This is a genomic window from Kitasatospora sp. NPDC096140, assembly GCF_040303045.1.
Lineage (GTDB): Bacteria > Actinomycetota > Actinomycetes > Streptomycetales > Streptomycetaceae > Kitasatospora.
Window position 1 is genome coordinate 31,162 of sequence record NZ_JBEOUW010000051.1, and the last position, 23,496, is coordinate 54,657.

The 23,496-nt window shown below is 73.4% G+C and carries 22 protein-coding genes; 11 read left to right on the forward strand and 11 right to left on the reverse strand.

All coding sequences use genetic code 11. The features are described from left to right. Nucleotides 1–211 precede the first annotated feature (211 nt). From ABT048_RS35595 to ABT048_RS35610, 4 genes are all read left to right on the forward strand, one after another. Nucleotides 212–391, forward strand: a complete 180-nt coding sequence (locus ABT048_RS35595; RefSeq protein ID WP_350525746.1) for a hypothetical protein — start codon at nt 212–214, stop codon at nt 389–391. Nucleotides 392–399: 8 nt separating this feature from the next. Next, entirely contained in the window at nt 400–627 is a 228-nt protein-coding gene (locus ABT048_RS35600; protein WP_350525747.1) for a hypothetical protein, read from the forward strand. Between the two features lie 32 nt (nt 628–659). Further along, a complete protein-coding gene (locus tag ABT048_RS35605) occupies nt 660–788 on the forward strand; it encodes a hypothetical protein (RefSeq protein ID WP_350525748.1) in 129 nt (42 codons plus the stop codon). Between the two features lie 84 nt (nt 789–872). Next, a complete protein-coding gene (locus ABT048_RS35610; protein ID WP_350525749.1) occupies nt 873–1,334 on the forward strand; it encodes a DUF3592 domain-containing protein in 462 nt (153 codons plus the stop codon). A gap of 144 nt (nt 1,335–1,478) precedes the next feature. Here the strand turns inward: ABT048_RS35610 and ABT048_RS35615 are convergent, their stop codons facing one another. Next, nucleotides 1,479–2,048 carry a helix-turn-helix domain-containing protein gene (locus tag ABT048_RS35615; protein WP_350525750.1) on the reverse strand — a complete coding sequence of 190 codons (570 nt, stop codon included), beginning with the start codon at nt 2,046–2,048 and terminating at the stop codon, nt 1,479–1,481. 64 nt (nt 2,049–2,112) lie between these two features. On the opposite strand from ABT048_RS35615, the gene ABT048_RS35620 reads away from it, so the two are divergent. Beyond that, complete coding sequence (locus tag ABT048_RS35620; protein WP_350525751.1) at nt 2,113–2,988, forward strand: alpha/beta fold hydrolase; 876 nt, start codon at nt 2,113–2,115, stop codon at nt 2,986–2,988. 194 nt (nt 2,989–3,182) lie between these two features. Here ABT048_RS35620 and ABT048_RS35625 read toward each other — a convergent pair whose 3' ends face one another. The 4 genes from ABT048_RS35625 to bioB are packed head-to-tail and all read right to left on the reverse strand — an operon-like array spanning nt 3,183 to nt 7,053. Beyond that, nucleotides 3,183–3,629, reverse strand: a complete 447-nt coding sequence (locus ABT048_RS35625) for a hypothetical protein (protein ID WP_350525752.1) — start codon at nt 3,627–3,629, stop codon at nt 3,183–3,185. 54 nt (nt 3,630–3,683) lie between these two features. After that, nucleotides 3,684–4,484, reverse strand: coding sequence for a dethiobiotin synthase (gene bioD / locus ABT048_RS35630; RefSeq protein ID WP_350525775.1), 801 nt, complete (start codon nt 4,482–4,484; stop codon nt 3,684–3,686). A gap of 17 nt (nt 4,485–4,501) precedes the next feature. After that, on the reverse strand, nt 4,502–5,806 hold the full coding sequence (locus ABT048_RS35635; protein ID WP_350525753.1) for an adenosylmethionine--8-amino-7-oxononanoate transaminase: 1,305 nt from the start codon (nt 5,804–5,806) through the stop codon (nt 4,502–4,504). 17 nt (nt 5,807–5,823) lie between these two features. After that, on the reverse strand, nt 5,824–7,053 hold the full coding sequence (gene bioB / locus ABT048_RS35640) for a biotin synthase BioB (RefSeq protein ID WP_350525754.1): 1,230 nt from the start codon (nt 7,051–7,053) through the stop codon (nt 5,824–5,826). 259 nt (nt 7,054–7,312) lie between these two features. On the opposite strand from bioB, the gene ABT048_RS35645 reads away from it, so the two are divergent. Beyond that, the gene (locus ABT048_RS35645; protein WP_350525755.1) at nt 7,313–8,221 is read left to right on the forward strand and encodes a hypothetical protein; all 909 of its coding nucleotides are present in this window, start codon (nt 7,313–7,315) and stop codon (nt 8,219–8,221) included. A gap of 117 nt (nt 8,222–8,338) precedes the next feature. Here ABT048_RS35645 and ABT048_RS35650 read toward each other — a convergent pair whose 3' ends face one another. Beyond that, nucleotides 8,339–10,831 (reverse strand): DEAD/DEAH box helicase, encoded by a 2,493-nt coding sequence (locus tag ABT048_RS35650; protein ID WP_502894113.1) that lies wholly within the window; start codon nt 10,829–10,831, stop codon nt 8,339–8,341. A gap of 179 nt (nt 10,832–11,010) precedes the next feature. Here ABT048_RS35650 and ABT048_RS35655 point away from each other — a divergent pair, with 179 nt between their 5' ends. Beyond that, a complete protein-coding gene (locus ABT048_RS35655; RefSeq protein ID WP_350525757.1) occupies nt 11,011–12,210 on the forward strand; it encodes an 8-amino-7-oxononanoate synthase in 1,200 nt (399 codons plus the stop codon). A 38-nt stretch (nt 12,211–12,248) separates the two neighbouring features. Continuing rightward, nucleotides 12,249–12,734 (forward strand): hypothetical protein, encoded by a 486-nt coding sequence (locus ABT048_RS35660; RefSeq protein WP_350525777.1) that lies wholly within the window; start codon nt 12,249–12,251, stop codon nt 12,732–12,734. A gap of 10 nt (nt 12,735–12,744) precedes the next feature. Here the strand turns inward: ABT048_RS35660 and ABT048_RS35665 are convergent, their stop codons facing one another. Continuing rightward, a complete protein-coding gene (locus ABT048_RS35665) occupies nt 12,745–13,395 on the reverse strand; it encodes a GNAT family N-acetyltransferase (protein ID WP_350525758.1) in 651 nt (216 codons plus the stop codon). 42 nt (nt 13,396–13,437) lie between these two features. Continuing rightward, entirely contained in the window at nt 13,438–14,445 is a 1,008-nt protein-coding gene (gene ligD / locus ABT048_RS35670) for a non-homologous end-joining DNA ligase (RefSeq protein WP_350525759.1), read from the reverse strand. A 66-nt stretch (nt 14,446–14,511) separates the two neighbouring features. Here ligD and ABT048_RS35675 point away from each other — a divergent pair, with 66 nt between their 5' ends. Next, on the forward strand, nt 14,512–15,573 hold the full coding sequence (locus tag ABT048_RS35675) for an ATP-dependent DNA ligase (RefSeq protein ID WP_350525760.1): 1,062 nt from the start codon (nt 14,512–14,514) through the stop codon (nt 15,571–15,573). A gap of 100 nt (nt 15,574–15,673) precedes the next feature. Here the strand turns inward: ABT048_RS35675 and ABT048_RS35680 are convergent, their stop codons facing one another. After that, nucleotides 15,674–17,104, reverse strand: a complete 1,431-nt coding sequence (locus tag ABT048_RS35680; protein ID WP_350525761.1) for a serine hydrolase domain-containing protein — start codon at nt 17,102–17,104, stop codon at nt 15,674–15,676. A 507-nt stretch (nt 17,105–17,611) separates the two neighbouring features. Here ABT048_RS35680 and tdh point away from each other — a divergent pair. Beyond that, nucleotides 17,612–18,640 carry an L-threonine 3-dehydrogenase gene (tdh, locus tag ABT048_RS35685; protein ID WP_350525762.1) on the forward strand — a complete coding sequence of 343 codons (1,029 nt, stop codon included), beginning with the start codon at nt 17,612–17,614 and terminating at the stop codon, nt 18,638–18,640. 30 nt (nt 18,641–18,670) lie between these two features. Next, nucleotides 18,671–19,864 carry a glycine C-acetyltransferase gene (locus tag ABT048_RS35690; protein ID WP_350525763.1) on the forward strand — a complete coding sequence of 398 codons (1,194 nt, stop codon included), beginning with the start codon at nt 18,671–18,673 and terminating at the stop codon, nt 19,862–19,864. Between the two features lie 283 nt (nt 19,865–20,147). Here the strand turns inward: ABT048_RS35690 and ABT048_RS35695 are convergent, their stop codons facing one another. Further along, complete coding sequence (locus ABT048_RS35695; RefSeq protein ID WP_350525764.1) at nt 20,148–21,770, reverse strand: TolB family protein; 1,623 nt, start codon at nt 21,768–21,770, stop codon at nt 20,148–20,150. A 183-nt stretch (nt 21,771–21,953) separates the two neighbouring features. Further along, nucleotides 21,954–23,432, reverse strand: a complete 1,479-nt coding sequence (locus tag ABT048_RS35700; protein ID WP_350525765.1) for a TolB family protein — start codon at nt 23,430–23,432, stop codon at nt 21,954–21,956. Nucleotides 23,433–23,496: the final 64 nt, after the last annotated feature.

The window sequence follows — 23,496 nt, forward strand, 5'->3', positions numbered from 1 at the left end:
CTTCCGATGCTAGCCACGCTTGGCCACTCTTGGTGAGGAGTTGGCAACAGAGAGGAACTAGTCGGTGGATATGACGAACACTCAATCTGGCGAAAGCCTGATCCTGCGGCGGAACTTCCCGCCCTGCCTCTGCCCCCAGTGCGGCGATTCCGTCCCCGAGGCTCGATCGACCTCCCATCCCATCGCCTTGGCGGCGCCGCCCGTTCGACGGGTGGCTCCGCCCTCCTCCCCCTACCGCCCCTCCTCCGTCGGCGAGCGGGTCTTCGACGTCCGCTCCGGCCGCTGGGCCGCCTTCATGGGCTGGCAGCACGGACTCGCCTTCCTCCGTCCCCTCGGCGGCGGCATCGAGTGGGATACCGAAGCGCGTTGGATCACGAACACCGAACAGTGAGATGCCCCATGAGCAGCATGATCGACAAGATCACGGCCGAGGACCGTCGCGCCGCGGCCGACATTCTCGACGACCTCCAGGCCGTCCTGAGCGCCGCCGCCGTCAAACTCCCGTCCCTCGGCATCGACTGGCGCTCGGCCAAGGCCACCGGCGTCATCCTGATCGACCTCGGGGCCGCCCGGCCGGACGTCATCGAGCAGCTGGTCGTCGTCCTCCGCAGAGGTATGCGCCCGTAGTCGCCGCCGGCCTCATCACCGTCGGCTCCCTCGTGATCGCCGGCCTCGCGCTCCTGCTGATCCCCGAGGACGTCCTCGCTCCGGCGCGCGGCCTGGTGTTCGCCCTCGCCTTCCTCGCCGTCTCGACGGGCGGATTCGCGTTCGTCGCCGGGTGGATGTAGTCCCACCCCTGGACGACCTGCCGGACGGGAGGTCTATGCTCTGGCCGAGCAACTGGGGGGATCATGGCGCGGAAAGCGTCCGGAATGCCGCTGTACAACAGAACGGCGTTGGTCATCGGGCTCGTCGTCTTCGGCGGCTTCATCCTGCTGAGCCTGGCGGCGATCGGGGCCCAGGCGCGCTACCACTACCGCTACGCCGATGCCGAACGGGTGCAGGCCACGGTGGTGACGGCGGAGTACACGGGCCCGATGGGGGAGCGGCCGGGCAGGATCGTGCTCGCGCTGGCCGACGGCCGGGAGGTCACGCCCGACCGCGACCTGGCCGGCGGCGTGCCGACCGGGCTCACCACGGGCGCGGTGCGGACCGTGCTCGTCAACCCGCAGAAGCCCGCCACGGTGGCCTTCCCGGCGCAGGTGGGGTGGAAGGCCGTGCTGATCCCGTGGGCGCTGGGGCTGCCGGTCGGCGTGGTCGGCACGGCGGGCATGCTGCTCTACCGCGCGTTCTGGGGCCACGCTCCGGTCGCTGCGACGCCGCCGGGCAGGTGAGGACGTGGGCTTCGAGGCGGCTCGAAGCCCACGCCACGTCAGAACGGTGGGGGGACGGCGGCGACCAGGGCCGCACCGCGCACCCCGTGACCGTGCGCCCCGGTTCAGCGCGATCACACACCACGGGAGTTCACGTGCGCAGCCTTACGGCACCTGTGAATGTCCCTGGGGGCGGTCGTCGGGCAATCGTGGACCGACCGGGAAGTGGACGGGGCTGAGCAGGTAGGGCGCGCGGCCCGGTGCCGGCCGGTTGGCGAGCCGAGGGCCCAGCACCGCGCGCAACTGAGCCGTCATCTCCGCGAGTTCGTCCTGGCTGAGCCAGATCGTGCCCTGACGGTAGGAGACCGCGTCGGCAACCGGGTCGGCGTCGTCACGGTCGAGGTAGGCGTTGAACTCCGCGATGAGCACGGCCATGGCGGCCGCGAAGCCCCGGCGGTGGTCATCCGGCGTCATCGCGGTGGCGGCGTCGTCGTCGACGACCGGGCGGTCCTGGCGCAGCCGGTAGTGCCGCTCGACGGTGCCGCGCACCCGTTGTTCTCCGGTCACTTCCAGGAAGCCCGCCCCGGCCAGTAGGGCGACGTGCCGGTACATGGTCACCTTCGGCACGTCCGGCATGCGCTCGCACAACTGCGCGGTGGTCAGCTCCCGGTCGCCGGCGAGCGCGTGCACCACGCGCAGGCGCACCGGGTGGAGAAGAAGTTCGGTGGTGTCCACGGGCTTCACAATTCCATACTCAATACTATTATCGAAAGTGGAAATGATGAGCCTTGGAGGGGGCATGCGTCAGGAGGCAGGGCGGGCGGTACAGGTGAACGGCCGGACCCTCTACGTGGAGGAATCCGGCAGCGGAACGGACTGGGTGGTCTTCGAGGCGGGCGGAGGCATGGGGCGCACCTGTTGGGACCCGGTGGTCGCACTGCTGGCGGACCGGGCGAGACTGATCGGCTACGACCGCGCCGGCTTCGGCCGCAGCGGCCGAACGGCGACCCGGCTGAGCATCGACGACCTGGCCGCGGACCTGGTCGCGTTGGTCGAGACGGTCGTCCCGGGCGGCTTCGTGCTGGTCGCGCACAGCATGGGCGGGTTGGTCGCCCGCCGCGCCGTGAATCGGCTGGGGCCGCGGCTGCGGGGGCTGCTCCTGCTCGATCCGGCGGCGGAGAGCGCACCCGTCTACGACACCTTCGACCGGACCGCGGTGAAGGTCGATCGGTCCCTGGGTGTGACGCAGGCACTGTTCCGCTCCCGTCTGCTGGCCCGGTTGGCGAGCGGGGAGCTCCGGCGCCTCTTCCCGGCGGACACCTACGCGGCCATGCTCGCCGAGGACTTCGTCCCAGCGGGCATCGCGCAGACGCGAAAGGAGATCAAGGCCGTGGCCGAGGCCATTCCCCGCTTCCGCGCCGAGCCACCCGCCCCGCCGACGTGCCCGACCATCCTCCTCTCGGCCGCCCGTCCCCAGAAGGGCCGGGGCCGGCACCACGCCGCCCTGACCGAGCACCGGCGGCGCTGGGTCGGTTCGCTGCCCGACGGCCGGTTCGAAACCGTGGACTCCGGCCACCTCATCCAGGCCGAGCGGCCGGGGATCGTCGCCGAGCGGGTCCAGAGCCTCCTCGACGGGACCGGCCGGGCCGGCCGGACAAGCGCCCCGGGAGCCTGAAGGCGCAGCGCTGCCCGCTCGGGAGGCTGCACTCGTCCCCGCACGGTGGCATCGTCGCCGAGCGACCCGTGTCGTCGCCACGATGTCGGTCTGCGGATACCCGATGCGCTCACCGACCTTCACCTGTCGGCCTGCCGATGGCGTCCTGAGCCGGCCGAGGGGAGGCTCGGAGCCCGCGCCGAATCCTGCGGTCCTCAGGTGTCGCTGAGGGCGTAGGTGCGGAAAGTGGCCAGCAGCGGCAGGACTTCGGTCTTGGTGGGGTCCTCGGTGACGGCCCTCATCGCGTCGATCACGGTGTGGGCGATGATCTTGGTGACGGAGAGGTCGTCCGGCGCGGCGAGGGTGCCCCAGGCCTTGAGCGTCTGCGTGAGCAGCGCGCTCATCCGGGCGCCGATGTTGGAGCTGACCGCGTCCGAGATCTCGGCGAGCTCCTCGTCGCTCATGGTCGAGCGCAGACCGAAGGCCAACGCCATGAGCGTGTCCATCGCGTGCTCGCCGTACGCGGCGACCAGCGCCGGGAGCGGCTGTTCACCGACGCTGCCCGCCGCCAGGGCGGACAGCGCCTCCTCGTCGTCCTTCCACGCCGCCTCCAGGGCGGCCAAGGCCCGCAGGGCCTCGTCTACGGTGAGCCCGTCTGTCATGGAAGGAACGGTATGCAGCCCGTAGCGCCCGTTCCCATGGTTCGGGCGCAGAGATCACACCTTCGAGCGAAGCCGGGCCCGTTCCGCGCGATGGGCGTCCGCGAAGTGCTCCGCGTCCCAGGTTCCGCCCAGCTCGGGGGCCAGGGAGGCGAGCGCGAGGCCTGCGAAGTCGTCGGCGGTGCCCGCGCGTTCGGGCAGGGCGCCGAGCAGCGGGGCACCGGCCGAGCGCGGCAGGTCGGCGAGGTTGCAGCGTTCGGCGAGGCCGGCGTCCGCGGGCCAGGAGCCGATGAGCACGCCCGCGAGCGGGAGTTCGCGCGCCGCCAGGGCCTCCGCCGTGAGGGCGACGATGTTGAGCGTGCCGAGGCCGGCGGAGGCCACCAGCAGCACCTCGGCCGGCAGTCCGGCGTCGAGGACGGCGCGGGCCTGGTCGGCGAGGGTCCGGCCCTCGTCGTCGTAGCGGACCAGCAGGCCGCCGGCGCCCTCGACCAGCACCAGGTCGTGGGTGGCGGCGAGGTCGGCGACCTCGGCCACCACCTCGGCGGGGGAGAGGCAGGGCATCCCGGCCCGCCGGGCGGCGGTGTCGGGGGCCAGCGGCTCGGGGTAGCGGACGAGCTCACGGTACGTCAGTTCGCCTGCCAGGCGTCGGACTTCGGCGGCGTCGCCCGGCTCGTCGCCGGTCACGCCGGTCTGTCCGGGCTTGAGCACGGCGACCTTCAGCCCGGCCCGCAGCGCCGCCGAGGCGACGGCCGCGGTGGCGACGGTCTTGCCGACGTCCGTGTTCGTGCCGGTCACGAAGAGGACGCGCGTGCCCGCCCCGCGGTCCTGCGTTCCCGTGCCGCCGTTCTGCGCGGTCATCCCGTCGTCCTGCGCGCTCATCCCGCCACCGCCGCGGCGGTCACGGCGGCCGCGATGCGTGCCACGTCCTCGTCCTCCGTCACATAGGGCGGCATCGTGTAGATCAGGTCCCGGAAGGGGCGCAGCCAGACGCCTTCCCGCGCGGCCGCCTCGGTCGCCGCGGCGACGTCCACCGGGTGGTCCAACTGCACGACGCCGATGGCACCTCGGACCCGTACGTCGTGCACGCCGGGCACGTCCGCGGCGGCCGCGAGGCCGTCCCGCAGCCCGCCCTCGATCCGCTTGACCTCCAGAGCCCAGTCCTGCCCGAGCAGCAGGTCGAGCGAGGCGTTGGCGGCCGCGCAGGCCAGCGGGTTGCCCATGAAGGTCGGGCCGTGGGCGAGCACGGGCATCTCGCCGCGGCTGATCCCGTCCGCGATCTCGCCGGTGCACAGCGCGGCGGCGAGCGTCAGGTACCCGCCGGTGAGCGCCTTGCCGAGGCACATCACGTCCGGCGAGACGCCCGCGTGGTCGGCGGCGAACAGGGCGCCGCTGCGGCCGAATCCGGTGGCGATCTCGTCGAAGACGAGCAACACCCCGTACCGGTCGCAGAGTTCGCGCAGCATCCGCAGGTACGCGGGGGAGTGGAACTGCATGCCGCCCGCGCCCTGGACGACCGGCTCGACGATGACGGCGGCCAGCTCGTCGGCGTGACGCGCCATCAACTCCTCGAACTGCGCGGCGTATCCGGCGTCGAGCGGGGCGTCGAAGCCGGCCGGGGGCTGCGGTGCGAAGAGCTGCCCGGGCAGCACGCCGCCCCACAGGTGGTGCATCCCGCCGTCCGGGTCGCAGACCGACATCGGGTGGAAGGTGTCGCCGTGGTAGCCGCCGCGCCAGGTGAGCAGCCGGCGCTTGGCCGGCCGCCCGATGGACTGCCAGTACTGCAGGCACATCTTCATCGCGACCTCGACCGAGACCGAGCCCGAGTCGGCCAGGAAGACGTGCTGCAGCGGCTCCGGGGTGATCTCGACCAGCCTGGCCGCCAGCCGGACGGCGGGCTCGTGGGTGAGCCCGCCGAACATCACGTGACTCATCCGCCCCAGCTGCTCGCGCACGGCCTCGTCCAGTACCGGGTGCCGGTAGCCGTGGATCGCCGCCCACCAGGACGACATCCCGTCGACCAGCTCGCGCCGGCCGCCCGCGACGGGTTCGGCCAGGCGCAGCCGTACGCCCGACGCGGACTCGACCACGTACGGGGTGACGGTGCCGGGCATGGGCCCGTACGGGTGCCAGACGTGGGCGCGGTCGAGGGTGAGCAGCGTGTCCGCGGACAGCGGGGGCATGAGGGGTCTCCGGAGGATCAGGCGTTGGGCGCGAGTTCGGTGCCGGCGCCGCGGCGGCGGACCTTGACGAGGTCGCTGCGGAGCTCGTCCTCCGGTTCCTCCGCCGCCGGGGCGTCGGCGTCGGCCTGCGCCGGGGCGTGGGAGTGCCCGCCGCAGGGGCCGCAGCCGCCACCGCTGCCGCAGGCCGAGGCCGCGGCTGCGGTGCCGCAGCCGCCGCCGGCCTGGGCGGCCTCGGCGATGTCGGCGCGGTGGCGCGGCAGGGTGGCCTCGCCGGCGCCCTCGACCTCGAAGCCGGCGTCCTTGATCATGTCGAGGTCGGCCTGGCCGGCCTGGCCCTCGCTGGTCAGGTAGTCGCCGAGGAAGATGGAGTTGGCGATGTGCAGGCCGAGCGGCTGCATGGTGCGCAGGTGCACCTCGCGGCCGCCGGCGATCCGCACCTCGGTGTCCGGGTTGACGAAGCGGACCATCGCGAGGATGCGCAGGCAGCGCTGCGGGGTGAGGTTCCACTCCTTGGCGAGCGGGGTGCCCTCGAAGGGGATCAGGAAGTTGACCGGGACGGAGTCCGAGCCGAGCTCGCGCAGCGCGAACACCACGTCGACCAGGTCCTCGTCGGTCTCGCCCATGCCCGCGATCAGGCCGGAGCAGGCGGACAGGCCCGCGCCGTGCGCCTTCTGCACGGTGTCGACCCGGTCCGCGTAGGTGTGGGTCTTGGTGATGGCCCCGTAGGTGTTCTCGGAGGTGTTGAGGTTGTGGTTGTAGGCGTCGGCGCCGGCCGCCTTGAGGCGCTCCGCCTGGTTGTCGGAGAGCAGGCCGAGGCAGACGCAGATCTCGACCGCGGGGTCGGCCTCCTTGATGGCGGCCATGGTGTCGGTGACCCGGTCGATGTCGCGGTCCGTCGGGCCGCGGCCGCTGGCGACCAGGCAGACCCGCTTGGCGCCGCCGGCCACGCCGGCCCGGGCGGCGTCGGCGGCCTGGTCCGGCTTGAGCCAGGTGTACTTGAGGATCTCGGCCTTGGACCCGAGCCGCTGCGAGCAGTACGAGCAGTCCTCCGGGCAGAGCCCGCTCTTGAGGTTCACCAGGTAGTTGAGCTTGACCCGGCGGCCGAACCAGCGGCGGCGCACCTTGCCGGCCGCGGCGACCACGTCGAGCAGCTCGTCGTCGGTGGTGGCGAGGACGGCCAGGGCCTCCTCGCGGGTCGGGACTTCGCCGCGCAGGCCCTTGGCGGTGAGGGTATCGAGCAGATCCATGGGGCGATCCTGCCTGTTCGTGATCGAGCGGCGCCAGAGCAAACCCGCCAGAAGATCGGTGCGAGGATGTGCCGATTGCCACAGTGTCGAAGCTCACGGCTCCGCCGCTGGTCACGAGCTTGACGTGAACCCGGAGTGAAGGTTACTGGCGGGTAGCCGTCGTGGCGGGCCGAGGGTGCGCGCGGCCCCGCGCGGACGATGATCCACAACTGCCGCCCCCGTGATCCACGCCACCCCCGGGATGCTTAGAATCTGCGCCATGACCACGCAGGGGGAGCGCACCCCGACTCCGGGAGAGGGCCAGGACGGCCGGGCAGGACAGCGGACCGGCGGGGGCGCCGACGAGGGCATCGGCCAGGGCGCCGACCGCAGGCGGGGCCGGCGGCTGAGCGGCCGTCGGGCGGCGGGCTGGGTCGTCGTGGCCGGCGTGGTCGTGGCCGGCGGGTGGATCATCACCCGCCCGATGCCCGGCGACTACATACCCGGACTCGGCCCGTCCACCAAGGACTCCTCCAAGACCCCGCCGGTGGTCGGCGCCGCTCCGCCGCGCACCGACTCCGAGAGCCTCAACGTCGACAACTACTTCCCGGCCCAGCGCCCGGTCGAGGTCGGCACCTACAAGGCGCGGCGCAACGGCGCCCGGCAGGGCGAGAACTGCGCCGAGGTGCTGCAGGACCGCGCCCAGGACCCGCTGAAGGACAGCGGCTGCCAGTCGTACCTGGCCGTCAGCTTCAGCGGCCAGGACCGCCCGGTGCTCAGCAGCGTCACGCTGCTGCGCTTCCCGGACCAGGCGTCCGCCGCCAAGGCCGCCGAAGCCCTGCGGGCCAAGCCCGGATCGGTCGCCTTCATCCTCGCCGACGCCAACCCCGCCCCGGCGCCGCCCGCCGGCACCAAGACCGGCGGCGACCCGCGGGTCGAGACGGTCGGGCACTACGTGACGGTCACCAGCTCGCGGACCGGCGACGGCCGGCCGGCCGCCTCCGCCACGGGCACCCCGGGCGCTCCGGCCGCCACCCCGGGCGGCGCGAGCGCCACGGGTGCGCCGGGTGCGCCCACCGGCGGGACCCCGACGCCGACCGGAACACCTGCGCCCAGCACCGAGCAGACCCTGGACGAGGCCACCCGCGCGATCTCCTACGCGGCGGGCTCGCAGTTCATGTGGATGTGACGGGTCCTGTGGATGTGACGGGCGCGCAGGGATGAACGCCCGACGGTGAACGCCCGAGGTTGAACGCCGCGAGGGGGCCCGGCAACGCCGGGCCCCCTCGGGCGTTGTGACGAGCCGTCAACCGCCGAGCCGGTCCACCGCGGTCACCCGCACCACCGCCCGGCCCTCCTCGTCCGAGCCGAACAGGTCCACCTCGGCGCTGATGCCCCAGTCGTGGTCGCCCTCGGGGTCGTCGAAGATCTGCCGGACCCGCCAGGCGGAGTCCTCCTCCTCGATGATGAGCATCTTCGGGCCGCGCGCGTTCGGGCCGGTACCGAGGTCGTCGTACTCCTCCCAGTACCCGTCCATGGCGTCCGCCCAGCGGTCCGCGTCCCAGCCGTACTCGCCGTCCAGCTCGGCGAGCTCCTCGTAGTGCTCCAGCGCACACAGCTCGACCCGGCGGAACATCTCGTTGCGCACCAGCACCCGGAAGGCCCGCGCGTTGGCCGTGACCGGCGCCGGCTTGTCGTCCAGCCGCACCTCGGCGGCCTGCGGCTCCGTCGGGTTGGCCAGCTGCTCCCACTCGTCCAGCAGGCTGGAGTCGACCTGGCGGACCAGCTCGCCGAGCCAGGCGATGACGTCCTTCAGGTCGTCGGTCTTCACGTCCTCGGGGACGGTCTGCTCCAGCGCCTTGAAGGCGCCCGCCAGGTAGCGCAGCACGATGCCCTCGGTGCGGGCCAGCTCGTAGAAGCCGACGTAGTCCGAGAAGGTCATCGCCCGCTCGTACAGGTCGCGGACCACGGACTTCGGCTGCAGCTGGTGGTCGCCGATCCACGGGTGCGCCCGGCGGTACACCTCGTACGCGTGGGTGAGCAGCTCCTCCAGCGGCTTCGGGTAGGTGATCTCCTGGAGCCGCTCCATCCGCTCCTCGTACTCGATGCCGTCCCGCTTCATCTCGCCGACGGCCTCGCCGCGCGCCTTGTTCTGCTGCGCGGCGAGGATCTGGCGCGGGTCGTCGAGGGTCGCCTCGACGACCGAGATCACGTCCATCGCGTACGAGGGCGAGGTCGGGTCGAGGAGTTCGAAGGCGGCCAGCGCGAAGGTCGACAGCGGCTGGTTGAGCGCGAAGTTCTCCTGGAGGTCCAGCGTGAGGCGCACGATCCGGCCCTCGGCGTCCGGCTCCGGCAGACGCTCCACCACGCCGCCCTCCAGCAGCGAACGGTAGATGGCGATCGCGGTGCGGATGTGCCGGCGCTGCGCGGTCCTGTCCTCGTGGTTGTCGGTGAGCAGCTTGCGCATCGCCTCGAAGGCGTTGCCCGGGCGGCCGATGACCGACAGCAGCATCGCGTGGCTCACCTTGAACCGGGAGACCAGCGGCTCCGGGTCGGCGCCGATCAGCTTCTCGAAGGTCTCCTCGGTCCAGCCGACGAAGCCCTCCGGCGCCTTCTTGCGCACCACCTTGCGCTTCTTCTTCGGGTCGTCCCCGGCCTTCGCGATCGCCTTGTCGTTCTCGATCACGTGCTCCGGCGCCTGCGCCACCACCTGGCCGACGGTGTCGAAGCCGGCCCGGCCCGCGCGACCGGCGATCTGGTGGAACTCACGGGCGCGCAGGATGCGCACACGCTGTCCGTCGTACTTGGACAGGGCCGTGAACAGCACCGTGCGGATCGGCACGTTGACACCGACGCCGAGCGTGTCCGTCCCGCAGATCACCTTCAACAGGCCCGCCTGGGCGAGGCGCTCGACCAGCCGGCGGTACTTCGGCAGCATGCCCGCGTGGTGCACGCCGATGCCGTGGCGCACGAACCGGGACAGGTTGCGGCCGAACTTGGTGGTGAAGCGGAAGTTGCCGATCAGGTCGGCGATGGCCTCCTTCTCCGCCTTCGAGCACATGTTGATGCTCATCAGCGACTGCGCCCGCTCCACCGCCTCCTTCTGCGTGAAGTGCACGACGTAGACCGGCGCCTGGCCGGTCTGCAGCAGCTCCTCCAGCGTGTCGTGCATGCTGGTGCGGCGGTAGTCGTAGAACAGCGGCACCGGCCGGGTCGCGTTGCGGACCACCGTCGTCGGACGGCCGGTCCGGCGGGTCAGGTCCTCCTCGAAGCGGCGGACGTCGCCCAGCGTCGCCGACATCAGCAGGAACTGCGCCTGCGGCAGCTCCAGCAGCGGGATCTGCCAGGCCCAGCCGCGGTCCGGCTCGGCGTAGAAGTGGAACTCGTCCATGACCACCTGGCCGATGTCCGCCCGGGCGCCGTCGCGCAGCGCGATCTGGGCGAGCACCTCGGCGGTGCAGCAGATGATCGGCGCGGTCGGGTTCACGCTCGCGTCGCCGGTCATCATGCCGACCTGCTCGGTGCCGAACATCTTCACCAGGTCGAAGAACTTCTCCGACACCAGCGCCTTGATCGGCGCGGTGTAGAAGGTCCGCTGCCCCTCCGCCAGCGCCGCGAAGTGCGCCCCGGCCGCCACCAGGCTCTTGCCCGACCCGGTCGGCGTCGCCAGGATCACGTTGTTCCCCGAGACCAGCTCGATCAGCGCCTCCTCCTGCGCCGGGTACAGCGTGATCCCCCGCTCCTCCGCCCAGGCGGCGAACGTCTCGTACAGCGCGTCGGGCGTGGCGGGCTTCGGCATCAGATCAAGGAGGGTCACCCGGCTATCTTGCCTGCTCGCCGCCACCCCGGGCAAAGCCCGCCGCCCGGCGGACGGCCCCCTCGCGCGCAGACCGTCCGGCCCGGCGCGCCGAACACCTGCCGATCATGTGCCGAGCGGCACATTGATCCCGCTTCGGACGGCGTGCGACAGTGCCGGGCATGAGCCAGCCCCTCGCCTCCGAACCGTGCCCCTCCGTCCTCGCCCCCGAGGCCGTCTTCGACTGGCTCGACGAGGCCGCCGCGCTGCGGGCCGACGCCGGGCTGACCCGGACGCTGCGCAGCCGGCCGGCGGAGGACCCGGTGCTGGACCTCGCGGGGAACGACTACCTCGGGCTGACCAGGCACCCGGTGGTGACGCAGGCCGCCGCGGAGGCGGCACTGCGCTGGGGCGGCGGGTCGACGGGCTCGCGGCTGGTGACCGGCACGACCGCGCTGCACACCGAACTGGAGGAGGAGCTGGCCGAGTTCTACGGGGCCGAGGCGGCGCTGGTGTTCTCCTCCGGCTACACCGCCAACCTGGCCGCGCTCACCGCGCTCACCGACCCGGACACCCTGATCGTGTCCGACGCCTACAACCACGCCTCGCTGATCGACGGCTGCCGGCTCTCCCGCTCCGACGTCCACCGCGCCCCGCACAGCGACCCGGCGGCCGTGGCCGAGGTGCTCGCCGGCCGGGCCCGGCGCCGGGCGCTGGTGGTCACCGACTCGGTGTTCTCGGTGGACGGCGACGCCGCCCCGCTGGCCGCGCTGTCCGAGGCCGTCCGCGCACACGGGGCGGCCCTGCTGGTGGACGACGCGCACGGGCTGGGCGTGCTCGGCCCCGGCGGCACCGGCGCCCTCGCCGCCGCCGGGCTCGCCGGGCGGCCGGACACCGTCGCCACCGTGACGCTCTCCAAGTCCCTCGGCTCCCAGGGCGGCGCCGTCCTCGGGCCGCGCCGGGTGATCCGCCACCTCACCGAGACCGCCCGCACCTTCATCTTCGACACCGGCCTCGCCCCGGCCGCCGCCGGCGCCGCCCTCGCCGCCCTGCGGCTGCTGCGCGCCGAACCCGCCCGGGCCGAGCGCGCCCGCGAGGTGGCCCGCACCCTCGCCCGGCAGCTCACCGCCACCGGCCTGCACGCCTGCGAGCCGGACGCCGCCGTGGTCTCGGTCCGCGCCCCGGGCCCCGAGGCCGCCGTCGCCTGGGCCGCCGACTGCCGCCGCGCCGGCCTCGCCGTCGGCTGCTTCCGCCCCCCGTCCGTCCCGGACGGCATCTCCCGCCTGCGCCTGACCGCCCGCGGCGACCTCACCGACGGGCAGATCGCCGAGGCGGTCCGGATCATCGCGGACCTGGCCCCGGCAGGCGCCCGGCGCGGATGACCGCCCGGCGGGCGAGGACGGGCGGGCCGGACGGCGACCTGCCGGATCCGCTGTGGGACGACGTCGCCCGGCTGCTCGACCCCTCGGGCGGGGACACGCTGCCGGACGTCTACATCGCCGACACCACGGCCGCGGACTGGCAGGCGGTGCTCGACCTCGTCGTCGAGCGGGGCTGGTCGTACGAGTACTCCGAGGGGCGCACCGTCCTCCCGCTCCCGAGGGCCGCGGCGGTACTGTCGCGCCCGGCCGACGCGGAGTGCCCGAACCTGCGCGTGTGGCCGGTCGCCGAGGTGTGCGCGATCTTCCGGTTCCTCGGGGACGAGCAGATCGACTTCGACGTCTCGCTGTGGGAGCTGCAGGGCCAGGAACGGCTCGACGTGCTGTGCGGGTTCTTGGCCGCGATCGGGCGCCGGCTGGGCAAGCCGGTGCCGATGTACTTCGAGGGCGACACGGGCGCGCCGTTCCTCGGGTACGACGTCGAGGCCGACGGCGTCCGGGTGCTGTGGACGGCGGTGGACGGGTGACCGGGGAGCGCTACGGCCGGCCCGTCACCAGGAGGGCCTCCGCGCCGACCGGGCGGTAGCCGGCGGCCTGGAAGGCGCGGACGCTGGGGGCGTTGCCGGGGGCCTGCTGGGCCCAGAGGGCGCCGCCCTCGGGGACGAGGTGGCGGGCGGCGGTGGCGAGGGCGCGGCCGAGGCCGCGGCCCTGGGCGATCGGGTCGACCTCGACGGCGCACTCCCAGCGGCCGGCCACGCCGCGGCCGAGGATCAGGACGCCGCCGTCGGCGGTGAACACCCGGACGTCCTCGCGGTAGCGCAGGGCCCGGACCACCCGCGGGTGCTCGCGGTCGCGCACCTCGGAGAGCGGCAGCGGCGGCCCGCCCGGGAGGCGGTCGGCGGCGGTCAGCAGGTCGATGTTGTTGACGGTGCGCCCGGTGCGTCCGGTGAAGGCGGTCAGGAAGGGCGGGCAGAGCGGCGCGGACAGCGGGTCGCCCGGGGCGGCGGCGACCGCGGCGCGCACCCAGGCCGGGTCCTCGTCGGTGAAGACGACCGTGTGCGCGGCGAAGGCGATCACCCCGGCCTCGCGCGGCGACGGCTGCGGCAGCACCGTCACCGATCCGTCCGGCGGCGGGAACACCCCGCCCGCCGCGTCCGCCAGGATCCCCGCCAGCCCCCGCACACCCACCGGTGCCCCCAACCCCTTGAAGACCGTCAGGGTACGCCGTCCCTACTTCTTGCGGGCCCGGCTCGGCTGGACGCGGGTGGGCTCGCCCGCGGCCTTGGGGTGGTCGGGCGGGTAGGGCAGTTCGCCGAGGCCCTCGTCGTGCAGCTGCTTCTCGTAGAGCTCCAGCAGGCCGTCCAGGCGGAACGCCTGGCCCTCCATCTCCGCGTTGAGGTCGCCGAGTTCGGCGAAGCGGGCGGGGACGGTGCGCAGGTCGAAGTCCTCGGGCGAGGCGTCGTCGACCTCGTCCCAGCGCAGCGGGGTGGAGGCGGTGGCGCGGGGGCGGGCGCGCAGCGAGTAGGCGGAGGCGATGGTGCGGTCGCGGGCCATCTGGTTGTAGTCGACGAAGATCCGCTCGCCGCGTTCCTCCTTCCACCACGCGGTGGTGACCTGCCCCGGCATCCGCTGCTCCAGGACCCGGCCGAGGGCGATCACCGCGTGCCGTCCGTCGGTGAAGGTCCACTCCGGCACCAGCGGCACGTAGACGTGCAGGCCGCGCCCACCGGAGGACTTGGGCCAGCCGCGCAGCCCGTGCTCCTCCAGCAGGGCGCGCAGCTCGTGGGCGACGCGGGCGGCGTCGTGGAAGTCGGTGCCGGGCTGCGGGTCGAGGTCGATGCGCAGCTCGTCGACGTGATCGGTGTCGGAGCGCCGGACCGGCCAGGGGTGGAAGGTGAGGCAGCCCAGGTTGGCGGCCCACAGGACGGCGGCGGGCTCGGTGGGGCAGATCTCGTCGGCGGAGCGGCCGCTGGGGAACTCGATCCGGGCGGTGGGCAGCCAGTCCGGCAGGCCCTTGGGGGCGCGCTTCTGGTAGAAGAACTCGCCGTCGACGCCGTCCGGGAAGCGCTGCAGCGTGGTCGGGCGGTCGCGCAGGCCGCGCAGCACCCCGTCGGCCACGGCGAGGTAGTACTGCGCGACGTCCAGCTTGGTGAAGCCGCGCTCCGGGTAGTACACCTTGTCCGGGTTCGACAGCCGGACGGTGCGCCCGGCGACTTCCAGTTCCACGGCTGAGCCCATGCCCCTCACGCTAAGCGCGCGGGGCCCGGCGCGCGCCCCGAGACCATCGGGGCGAGGATCGGACGCATGGACCTGCCCGTGATGCCGCCGGTGTCGCCGATGCTCGCCAAGTCGGTGGCCGAGATCCCGCCCGGGATGCAGTACGAGGCCAAGTGGGACGGCTTCCGCACCATCGTGTTCCGCGACGGCGCGGAGGTGGAGCTCGGCAGCCGCACCGGCAAGCCGCTGACCAGGTACTTCCCCGAACTGGTCGAGGCCCTGCGGCGTGAGCTGCCGCCGCGCTGCGTGCTGGACGGCGAGGTGGTCATCGCCCGCGACGGCCGGCTGCGCTTCGAGGAACTGCTGGAGCGCATCCACCCCGCCGCGAGCCGGGTGAAGCTCCTCGCCGAGCGGACCCCGGCCTCCTTCGTCGCCTTCGACCTGCTCGCCCTCGGGGACGAGTCCCTGCTGGACGAGCCGCTGTCGGTGCGCCGCCCGGCTCTGGAGGCGGCGCTCGCCGACGCCGCCGACCCGGTGTTCACCGCCCCCGCCGCCACCGACCGGGACCTCGCGCGGACCTGGTTCGCCGAGTTCGAGGGCGCCGGGCTGGACGGGGTGGTCGCCAAGCCGCTGGACCAGCCGTACCGGCCGGGGGAGCGGACCATGTACAAGATCAAGCACGAGCGCACCGCCGACTGCGTGGTGGCCGGCTACCGCGAGCACAAGAGCGGCCCGGTGGTCGGCTCCCTCCTGCTCGGCATCTTCGACGCCGACCGCAAGCTCCAGCACGTCGGCGTCTGCGCCGCCTTCTCGATGGCCCGCCGCCGCGAACTCGCCGAGGAACTGGCCCCGTTGCGGATGGACGACCTCTCCCGGCACCCGTGGGGCGCCTGGGCGGAGGAGGCCGCGCACGCCGAGGGCCGGCTGCCCGGCGCGGTCAGCCGCTGGACCGGCGGCAAGGACCTGTCCTGGATCGCGCTGCGCCCGGAGCGGGTGGTCGAGGTCGCATACGACCACATGGAGGGCACCCGGTTCCGGCACACCGCGCAGTTCCGCCGCTGGCGGCCGGACCGCACCCCGGAGAGCTGCACCTACGAGCAGCTGGAGGAGCCGGTGTCGTACGACCTCGGCAAGGTGCTGGGGATCTGAGCGGCGGGGAGCCGAGGGGGGCTCCTTCGGAACACCGCAGGTCCGACCCGGACGTCCGGGTCGGACCTGCGTCACGTGTGCCGGCTCGGGCCGGGCGCGGTCAGGAGATGTGCAGCGTGGCACCGCCGGCCGGCGTCGTCCCGGTCGGCGAGGTGGGGGACGCGGGAGAGGTCGGCGAGGTGGGTGAGGTCGGCGAGCCCGTGGCCCCGGTGGTCGGGGCGGACGCCGAGGGCGATCCCGACCCGGGCGGGGTGGGCAGGGTGTAGACGTTGTTCGGCGAGACGATCTGCGTGATCGCCCGCGCGAGGAACGTCGACGGCTCCGAACCGTCGTGCAGGATGTCGGTGTTGAGCAGGAGGACCAGGCTGGCCTGCGCGGGCGGCAGGTAGATCACCACGCTCTCGTACCCGGGCAGCGAGCCGTTGTGGCCGACCCACCCGTGCGTGGTGAACACCCCGAAGCCGTAGCCGAGGTCGGGGGTGCCGACGCTCACGGTCTTCAGCCGCTCCGCCTGGGTGGCGGCGCTGATCAGCGGCACGCCGGTGGCCAGCACCTTCGACCAGGTCTGCAGGTTGGGGAGGTTGGAGATCACGGCACCGGCGGCCCAGGCCCAGGACGGGTTCCAGTCGGTGGAGTCCTCGACCGCGCCGCTGAGCGTCTGGTTGGTGTAGCCGTGGGCGTGCGGGGTCGGGAAGGCCGCGTCGGTCGGCAGGCTCGTCCGGTCCAGCCCGGCCGGGGTGAACACCTGCTGCTCCAGGAAGTCCTGGAGCGGCTGCCCGCCGACCTTCTCGACGACCAGGCCGAGCAGGATCAGGTTGGTGTTGGAGTACTCGAACTTCGCGTTCGGCGCGAAGTTCGCCGGGTGCTTGAACGAGTACGCGAGCAGCTCCTCCGGGGTGAAGGGGCGGTCCGGGTTGTTGAAGAACGCCTGCTGGAAGTCCGGGTCCAGGGTGTAGTTGTACAGGCCGCTGCGCATGTCGCCGAGCTCGCGGATGGTGATGTTGTCGCCGCCGGGCACGCCCGGGATGTACTTGGAGATCGGGTCGTCCAGGCCCACCTTGCCCTGGTCCACCAGCCGCAGGACGCCCGTGGTCGTGAAGGTCTTGGTGACGCTGCCGATCCGCATGTAGAGGTCCGGCGACATCGGGGTGTCGGCGACCTTGTCGGCGGTGCCGAACGAGCGCACGTAGCTGTCGTCGGGGGTGGTGTAGCCGACGATCACCCCGGGGATGTTGACCTCGTTCATCACCTGCTTGATCGCGGCGTCGAGGTGGGCGGCGACGGCGGGGGTGATCGGCACCACGCCCCCGGACGCGGTCGCGGCGGCGGTGCCGCGCGCTCCGCCGGTGCCGGTCGCGGTCGGGCTGAGCGCGGCCGGTTCGGCGGTGACGGCGGGATCGCCGGCCTGCCGGGCGGGCCCGGGGTCCCCGGAGCAGGCGGAGACGGCCAGCAGCCCGGCGAGGGCCAGGGCGGCGGTCGCGCGGCCGGCGGAGCGGGGAGCGGCCGGGCGCGGCCGTCGGGTCTCGGTCATGTGTCGACGCGCCTCTCTGGGCGATTCTCTGGGTGGTCCTCCGGGCGGTCCTCCGGGGCGACGGGGCCCGGGCCCGGAGCGCTGCTCCACGGGGCCGCGGGGAAGCGTCGCCACCGTAAGCACCGCACTCGAACGCCCGCGCGTCGGCTGCGGCCGGGCTGGCCCGAACGGACCAAACCCCACCCGAGTGGCGGGGCGGTGGCTTCGCCGGCGCCCAGGCGCTGTCAAGTACCGGGGCCCGCGCGTCGGTTGGTGTCGTGCGAGGAGCTCCGCGCTCGGCCGGAAGGGTGAGCACCGGCACGCCGCACCCGCCGTCGGCCGCTGCTCGGGCACGATCGTTCAGCCCAGCTGTGGCCGCCGTTAAGAATTCCTCGATGGACCGCACCCCCTCCCACCAGGCAGATTTCTGCCTGCCCGGAGTGCGTCCGTCAGGACCGGCCGAACCGGGCCGCCCCGGCCTGCCCGACCCCCGAAGGCCGTCCCCCCGCACGTCAGGAGCCGCCGCCCGTGAAGGCACTCGTCAAGCAGCAGGCCGAGCCCGGCCTCTGGATGATCGATGTCCCGAAGCCCGAGATCGGCCCCGGCGAGGTGCTGATCAAGGTGCTGCGGACCGGCATCTGCGGCACCGACCTGCACATCCGCAAGTGGGACGGCTGGGCGCAGCAGACCATCCGGACCCCGCTGGTGCTCGGCCACGAGTTCGTCGGCGAGGTCGCCGAGCTCGGCGCCGGCGTCGCGGACATCGCGATCGGCGACCTGGTCAGCGGCGAGGGTCACCTGGTCTGCGGCAAGTGCCGCAACTGCCTGGCCGGCCGCCGCCACCTGTGCCGCAACACCGTCGGCCTGGGCGTCAACCGCGACGGCGCCTTCGCCGAGTACGTGGCGCTGCCGGCCTCCAACGTCTGGGTGCACCGGGTGCCGGTCGACCTGGACGTGGCCGCGATCTTCGACCCCTTCGGCAACGCCGTGCACACCGCGCTGTCCTTCCCGCTGGTCGGCGAGGACGTGCTGGTCACCGGCGCCGGCCCGATCGGCATCATGGCCGCCGCCGTCGCCAAGCACGCCGGCGCCCGCAACGTGATGATCACCGACGTCTCCCCGTACCGCCTCGACCTGGCCCGCGAGGTCGGTGTCACGCTGGCGCTCAACGTCGCCGAGCACACCATCGAGGAGGGCCAGCAGAAGCTCGGCCTGCGCGAGGGCTTCGACGTCGGCCTGGAGATGTCCGGCCGCCCCGAGGCGATGCAGTCGATGATCGCCAACATGACCCACGGCGGGAAGATCGCCATGCTCGGCCTGCCCGCTGAGCAGTTCCCGGTGGACTGGGCCTCGGTCGTCACCTCGATGATCACCATCAAGGGCATCTACGGCCGCGAGATGTTCGAGACCTGGTACGCGATGTCCGTGCTGCTGGAGGGCGGCCTGGACCTCAGCCCGGTGATCACCGGTCGCTACGCCGCCACCGACTTCGAGGCCGCGTTCGACGACGCCGCGAGCGGCAACTGCGGCAAGATCATCCTCGACTGGACCGCCTGAGCCACCCCGCCCACGCAAAAGGAGCCTGTTGTGTTCGACAACGTGCGCGCCGACGTCGCCGCCACCCTCGACGAGATCCGCGAGGCCGGCCTGTTCAAGCCCGAGCGGGTGATCGGCACCCCGCAGAGCGCCGCCGTCACCGTCACCGGCGGCGGCAAGCCGGGCGAGGTGCTGAACTTCTGCGCCAACAACTACCTCGGACTGGCCGACCACCCCGAGGTGCTGGCCGCCGCCAAGGACGCCCTGGACCGCTGGGGCTACGGCATGGCCTCGGTCCGCTTCATCTGCGGCACCCAGGACGTCCACAAGGAGCTGGAGGACCGCCTCTCGGCGTTCCTCGGCCAGGAGGACACGATCCTCTACTCCTCGTGCTTCGACGCCAACGGCGGTGTCTTCGAGACCCTCCTCGACGCGAACGACGCCGTCATCTCCGACGCGCTGAACCACGCGAGCATCATCGACGGCATCCGGCTCAGCAAGGCCCGCCGCCACCGCTACGCCAACCGCGACATGGCCGACCTGGAGAAGCAGCTCCAGGACACCCAGGACGCCCGCCGCCGCCTGATCGTCACCGACGGCGTCTTCTCCATGGACGGCTACGTCGCCCCGCTGCAGGAGATCTGCGACCTGGCCGACCGCTACGGCGCCATGGTCATGGTCGACGACTCGCACGCCGTCGGCTTCGTCGGCGCGGGCGGCCGCGGCACCCCCGAGCTGCACGGCGTGATGGACCGCGTGGACATCATCACCGGCACCCTCGGCAAGGCCCTCGGCGGCGCGTCCGGCGGCTACGTCGCCGCCCGCCGGGAGATCGTCGCCCTGCTGCGCCAGCGCTCCCGGCCGTACCTGTTCTCCAACTCGCTCGCCCCGGTGATCGCGGCCGCCTCGCTGAAGGTGCTCGACCTCGTCGAGCAGTCCAACGAGCTGCGCGAGCGGCTGGCGGCCAACACGGCGCTGTTCCGCACGAAGATGACCGAGGCCGGCTTCGAGATCCTGCCCGGCGACCACCCGATCGCCCCGGTGATGATCGGCGACGCGGCCGAGGCCGGCAAGCTCGCCGAGCTGCTGCTGGAGCGCGGCGTGTACGTGATCGGGTTCTCCTACCCGGTCGTCCCGCACGGCCAGGCCCGGATCCGGGTCCAGCTGTCCGCCGCGCACTCCACCGAGGACGTCGAGCGCGCCGTCGCGGCCTTCGTGGACGCGCGCGCCGCGATGGGCGAGTAGCACCCCGGGACGGTGCCCGGGTGCGTGCGGCACCCCGGGAGCCGCACCCCGGCGGGCCCGGCAGGGGCCCGCACAGACTGCCCGCGGGCCGGTCCGCTCGGAACCGGACCGGCCCGCGGGCTCATGACCGCCGTGCGGCGGAGGCGCGTCGATGCCTCTCCGCCGCACGGCCCCCAACCACCTGCCCCACCCTCCCGTGACGGGGGCGGGACGCCGGCCCGGCCGACGTCCCGCCCCCGTTCGCGGTTCCCGGGCCCGGCCCGGGAGGCTCCGTGCTCGGGGGTCAGTCGTCGTCCTGGCCCTGGCCCTGGTCCTGCCCCTGGTCGTCGTCGCCGCCGTGGTGGCCGGAGGTGCGGGCGAAGACCTGGGCGTCCGCGGTCGCCGGGCCGGCGGTGCCGGCGACCAGGTTGCCGCTGGTCGAGCCGAAGACCACGGCGTCGCCCGCGGCGTCCACGAAGGGGTCCGTCGAGGAGCCGTTGCCGAACGAGCCGTCCGGCGCGGTGGCGACCCGCTCGGTGCGGCCGGTGCGCAGGTCCTGGCGGTAGACCTCCCAGCCCGGGTGCTGCGGGCCGGCCACCAGGTTGTCGGCGGCGGAGGAGAAGTAGATCCAGCGGTTGTCGGCGGTGATGCTGCCGTGGTCGGAGGTGCCGACCGAGGTGGTGCCGGGCAGGCCGCCGCTGACCTTCGTCACGGTGCCCTTCCGGAGATCCCGGACGTACAGCACCAGGTGGTACCGGTGGCCGTTGGTCGACCCGCCGGGCTCGGGCAGGGCGTAGACCGCGCGCCGCCCGTCCGGGCTGATCGTCGCGTCGAAGCTCGCGAAGCCGAGCTTGCCGTCGAGGTCGAGGCTCGCGGCGGAGATGCGGCCGGAGTCCACGTCGTACGTGTAGTAGGCGCCGGTGGTCGGCAGGGCCAGGTTCGGGCCGGCCAGGCCCTCGCGGGCGCTGCGGGGCAGGGCGGGGGCGGTGCCCGGGGCCGGCTCGACGTCGGCGGCGGCCGCCTGCGCGGTGGCGGCCCGGGCGGCGGGGGACTGTCCGGCGGGCACCAGGTTGGACGCGAAGGAGGTGAAGCCGACGGTGCGGCCGTCCGCGCTGATCGTCGGGTTGAGGGACATGCTGTCGCCCGGCTTGCCGTCCACGCCGAGCGAGACCAGGCGGGTCCTGCCGGTCCAGCGGTCGGTGACGTAGATGTTGTAGTCCCAGGTGTACGGCCGGGCGAGCGAGGGGGCGCCGGGCCGCACGCCGGGGACGCGGTCGGGGGCTCGGTCGGGAACGAGGCCGGGGACGAGGTCGGTCCGGGCGGACACGAACGCCACGTAGCGGCCGTCCGCGCTGATCGAGGGCGCGTACGAGGCGTGGAACCGGTCGGTGTCACCGCTGGTGAGCCCGCCGCTGACCAGCTCGGTGCGGCCGGTCCTGCGGTCGCGGACGTACACCTCGGTGCGCCCCTGGACCTGCATGCCGGGCAGCACGTTCTCGGCGTCGCTCTCGAAGGCGACGTAGCGGCCGTCGGCGTTGATCGCGGCGTAGTCGGTGAAGCCGTTCAGCGCCGAGCCGTCGTCGGCCAGGTTGACCCGCTCGGTGCGGCCCGTGCGCAGGTCGCGGACGTAGGCGTCGCGGGCGCTCTTCGCGGGCTGCTCCACCAGGTTCGTGGCCCACGAGGTGAACAGGGCGTAGCGGCCGTCGGCGCTGATCCCCTTGCTCTGGGACTGGTTGTCCGGCGCCGCGCCGTTCACGCCGACGCTGACCTGGACGGTGCCGCGCGGCACGGGCGCGGCCTGGGCCGGTGCGGCGGTCGCGGCCAGCACGGCGGCGGCCGCCAGGAGGCCGGCGGCGCCGGCCGACCGGCGGGTGCGGGTGGTGCGGGTGCCGGAGACGGTACGGGTGGTGCGGGTGGTGCCGGACATGGGCGTTGCCCTCCCCTGGGATGCGGCGCTGCGCCGGGCTCCCTCCCGGCGACGGGCTCGGGGAGAGCCAAGCGCCGGGAGGGAACGGCGGTCAACGCCCCCGGGTGATCTCGGCGGAAAAGTACGTCAACGGACGTAAACCGCACGGGAGTCAGGCCATCGGGGGCAACGGATCAGGCCATCTCAGAGGAGGCGCCGGAAGACGTCCGCGTTCTGGTTGTCGTCGCCCGGGACGAGGTTGCCGTCGTCGGCGGTGAACAGCAGCGTCGTGCCGAAGGCGTCGACCCTCGGGAAGTAGGACGAGGCGGTGCTCTGCGTGCCGTCCCGGGTGAGGGAGACGCGGTCGGTGTGCCCGGTCCGCGGGTCGTAGCGGAAGACGTCGGTCTGCTCGTTGGTGTCGCCCGGCACCAGGCCGTCGGCGTCGGAGGCGAAGAAGACCCGGTCGTCGAGGGTCATCGTGGCGTTGAAGGAGTCCCTGAGGTCGGTGGTGCCGGGCGGCGGGGTGCTGACCTTGGTGACCCTGCCGGTGGCCAGCTCGTGCAGGAAGACGTCCGAGTGCCGGCCGTGCGAGCCGGGGCGGCCGCCCGGCTGGAAGAGGTTGTAGACGACGTACCGGCCGGAGGGGCTGATCTGCCCGTCCGCGCCGCCGCCCTGCAACGCCCCGCTCTCGTCGAGGCTGGCGCCGGTGATCCTGCCGGTGCGGGCGTCCCACACGTAGTCCGGGTAGGCGCGCAGCCCGGCGAGCCGGGGGCTCGCGCCGCCGACGGCGCTGCGGGCGGTCGTGCGGCCGGTCGTGCGGGCGGTCGTGCGGGCGGCGTCGGGTTCCTCGGGGCTGTCGGCCGTCGCGGTGTCGGCGGTCGCGGCCTCGGCGGCCGGTGGCGTCTCGGCCGACGGGAGCAGGTTGCCGGCCCGGGAGTTGAACGCGATCCGGCTGCCGTCGGCGCTGATCGTCGGGCTGTAGGAGCTGTTGTCGGCCGGGCCGCCGTCGGCGCCGGTGGAGACCACCTTGGTGGTGTGGGTCCAGCGGTCGGTGACGAAGACGTTGGACTTGCCGCGGCGCACGCCGGGGGCGAGGTCGGTGCGGTCGGAGGAGTAGGTCACGTAGCGCCCGTCCCAGCTGACCGCCGGGTCGTGGGCGCTGCGGATGCTCTGGTCGTCGCCGGTGCCGGAGGTGCCGTCGGCGGCGGTGACCAGCTCGGTGCGGCCGGTCCACAGGTCCCGGAGGTAGACGTCGCCGGCGTGCTTCGGCAGCCCGGGCAGCAGGTTGGTCGCGGCGGTGGCGAACACCACGTACCGGCCGTCGCCGCTGATCGCCGCCTCGCCGGTGCCCGCGTCCAGCGAGGCGCCGTCGTCGGTGACGCTGACCCGCTGGAGGTGCCCGTTGCGCAGGTCGCGGACGTAGACGTCGCCCCCGGCGCCCGCGCCGCCGGGCAGCAGGTTGCTCGCCGAGGACGAGAACAGGGCGAGACGGCCGTCGCCGCTCAGACCGAGCGCGAGGGACTCGCGGTCGAGCCCCTCGCCCTTGGGCCCCTCGCTGACCCGGGCGGTGTCGCCCTTGGGCGGCCGGGCCTCGGCGGCGGGCATCGCGGCGCCGACCGCGGTCACGACGGCCAGGACGCAGGCGGTGCGGGCCAGCCGGCGACGGGTGCGTGCGGTGGTCATCGATCATCCTCCCCAGATGTCGGTGCCGGGCCCGCTCGACCCCCGCGGCCCGGTTCGGCACGAG

Bases quoted from the DNA above. Each gene is read 5' to 3' on its own strand.
- ligD (WP_350525759.1), bottom strand. From the start codon at position 14,445: ATGGGCTCAGCCGTGGAACTGGAAGTCGCCGGGCGCACCGTCCGGCTG.
- ABT048_RS35645 (WP_350525755.1), top strand. From the start codon at position 7,313: ATGACCACGCAGGGGGAGCGCACCCCGACTCCGGGAGAGGGCCAGGAC.
- ABT048_RS35610 (WP_350525749.1), top strand. From the start codon at position 873: ATGCCGCTGTACAACAGAACGGCGTTGGTCATCGGGCTCGTCGTCTTC.
- ABT048_RS35655 (WP_350525757.1), top strand. From the start codon at position 11,011: ATGAGCCAGCCCCTCGCCTCCGAACCGTGCCCCTCCGTCCTCGCCCCC.
- bioB (WP_350525754.1), bottom strand. From the start codon at position 7,053: ATGGATCTGCTCGATACCCTCACCGCCAAGGGCCTGCGCGGCGAAGTC.
- ABT048_RS35680 (WP_350525761.1), bottom strand. From the start codon at position 17,104: ATGACCGAGACCCGACGGCCGCGCCCGGCCGCTCCCCGCTCCGCCGGC.
- ABT048_RS35700 (WP_350525765.1), bottom strand. From the start codon at position 23,432: ATGACCACCGCACGCACCCGTCGCCGGCTGGCCCGCACCGCCTGCGTC.
- ABT048_RS35600 (WP_350525747.1), top strand. From the start codon at position 400: ATGAGCAGCATGATCGACAAGATCACGGCCGAGGACCGTCGCGCCGCG.
- ABT048_RS35625 (WP_350525752.1), bottom strand. From the start codon at position 3,629: ATGACAGACGGGCTCACCGTAGACGAGGCCCTGCGGGCCTTGGCCGCC.
- ABT048_RS35695 (WP_350525764.1), bottom strand. From the start codon at position 21,770: ATGTCCGGCACCACCCGCACCACCCGTACCGTCTCCGGCACCCGCACC.
- ABT048_RS35650 (WP_502894113.1), bottom strand. From the start codon at position 10,831: ATGCCGAAGCCCGCCACGCCCGACGCGCTGTACGAGACGTTCGCCGCC.
- ABT048_RS35620 (WP_350525751.1), top strand. From the start codon at position 2,113: ATGCGTCAGGAGGCAGGGCGGGCGGTACAGGTGAACGGCCGGACCCTC.
- ABT048_RS35675 (WP_350525760.1), top strand. From the start codon at position 14,512: ATGGACCTGCCCGTGATGCCGCCGGTGTCGCCGATGCTCGCCAAGTCG.
- ABT048_RS35635 (WP_350525753.1), bottom strand. From the start codon at position 5,806: ATGCCCCCGCTGTCCGCGGACACGCTGCTCACCCTCGACCGCGCCCAC.
- bioD (WP_350525775.1), bottom strand. From the start codon at position 4,484: ATGACCGCGCAGAACGGCGGCACGGGAACGCAGGACCGCGGGGCGGGC.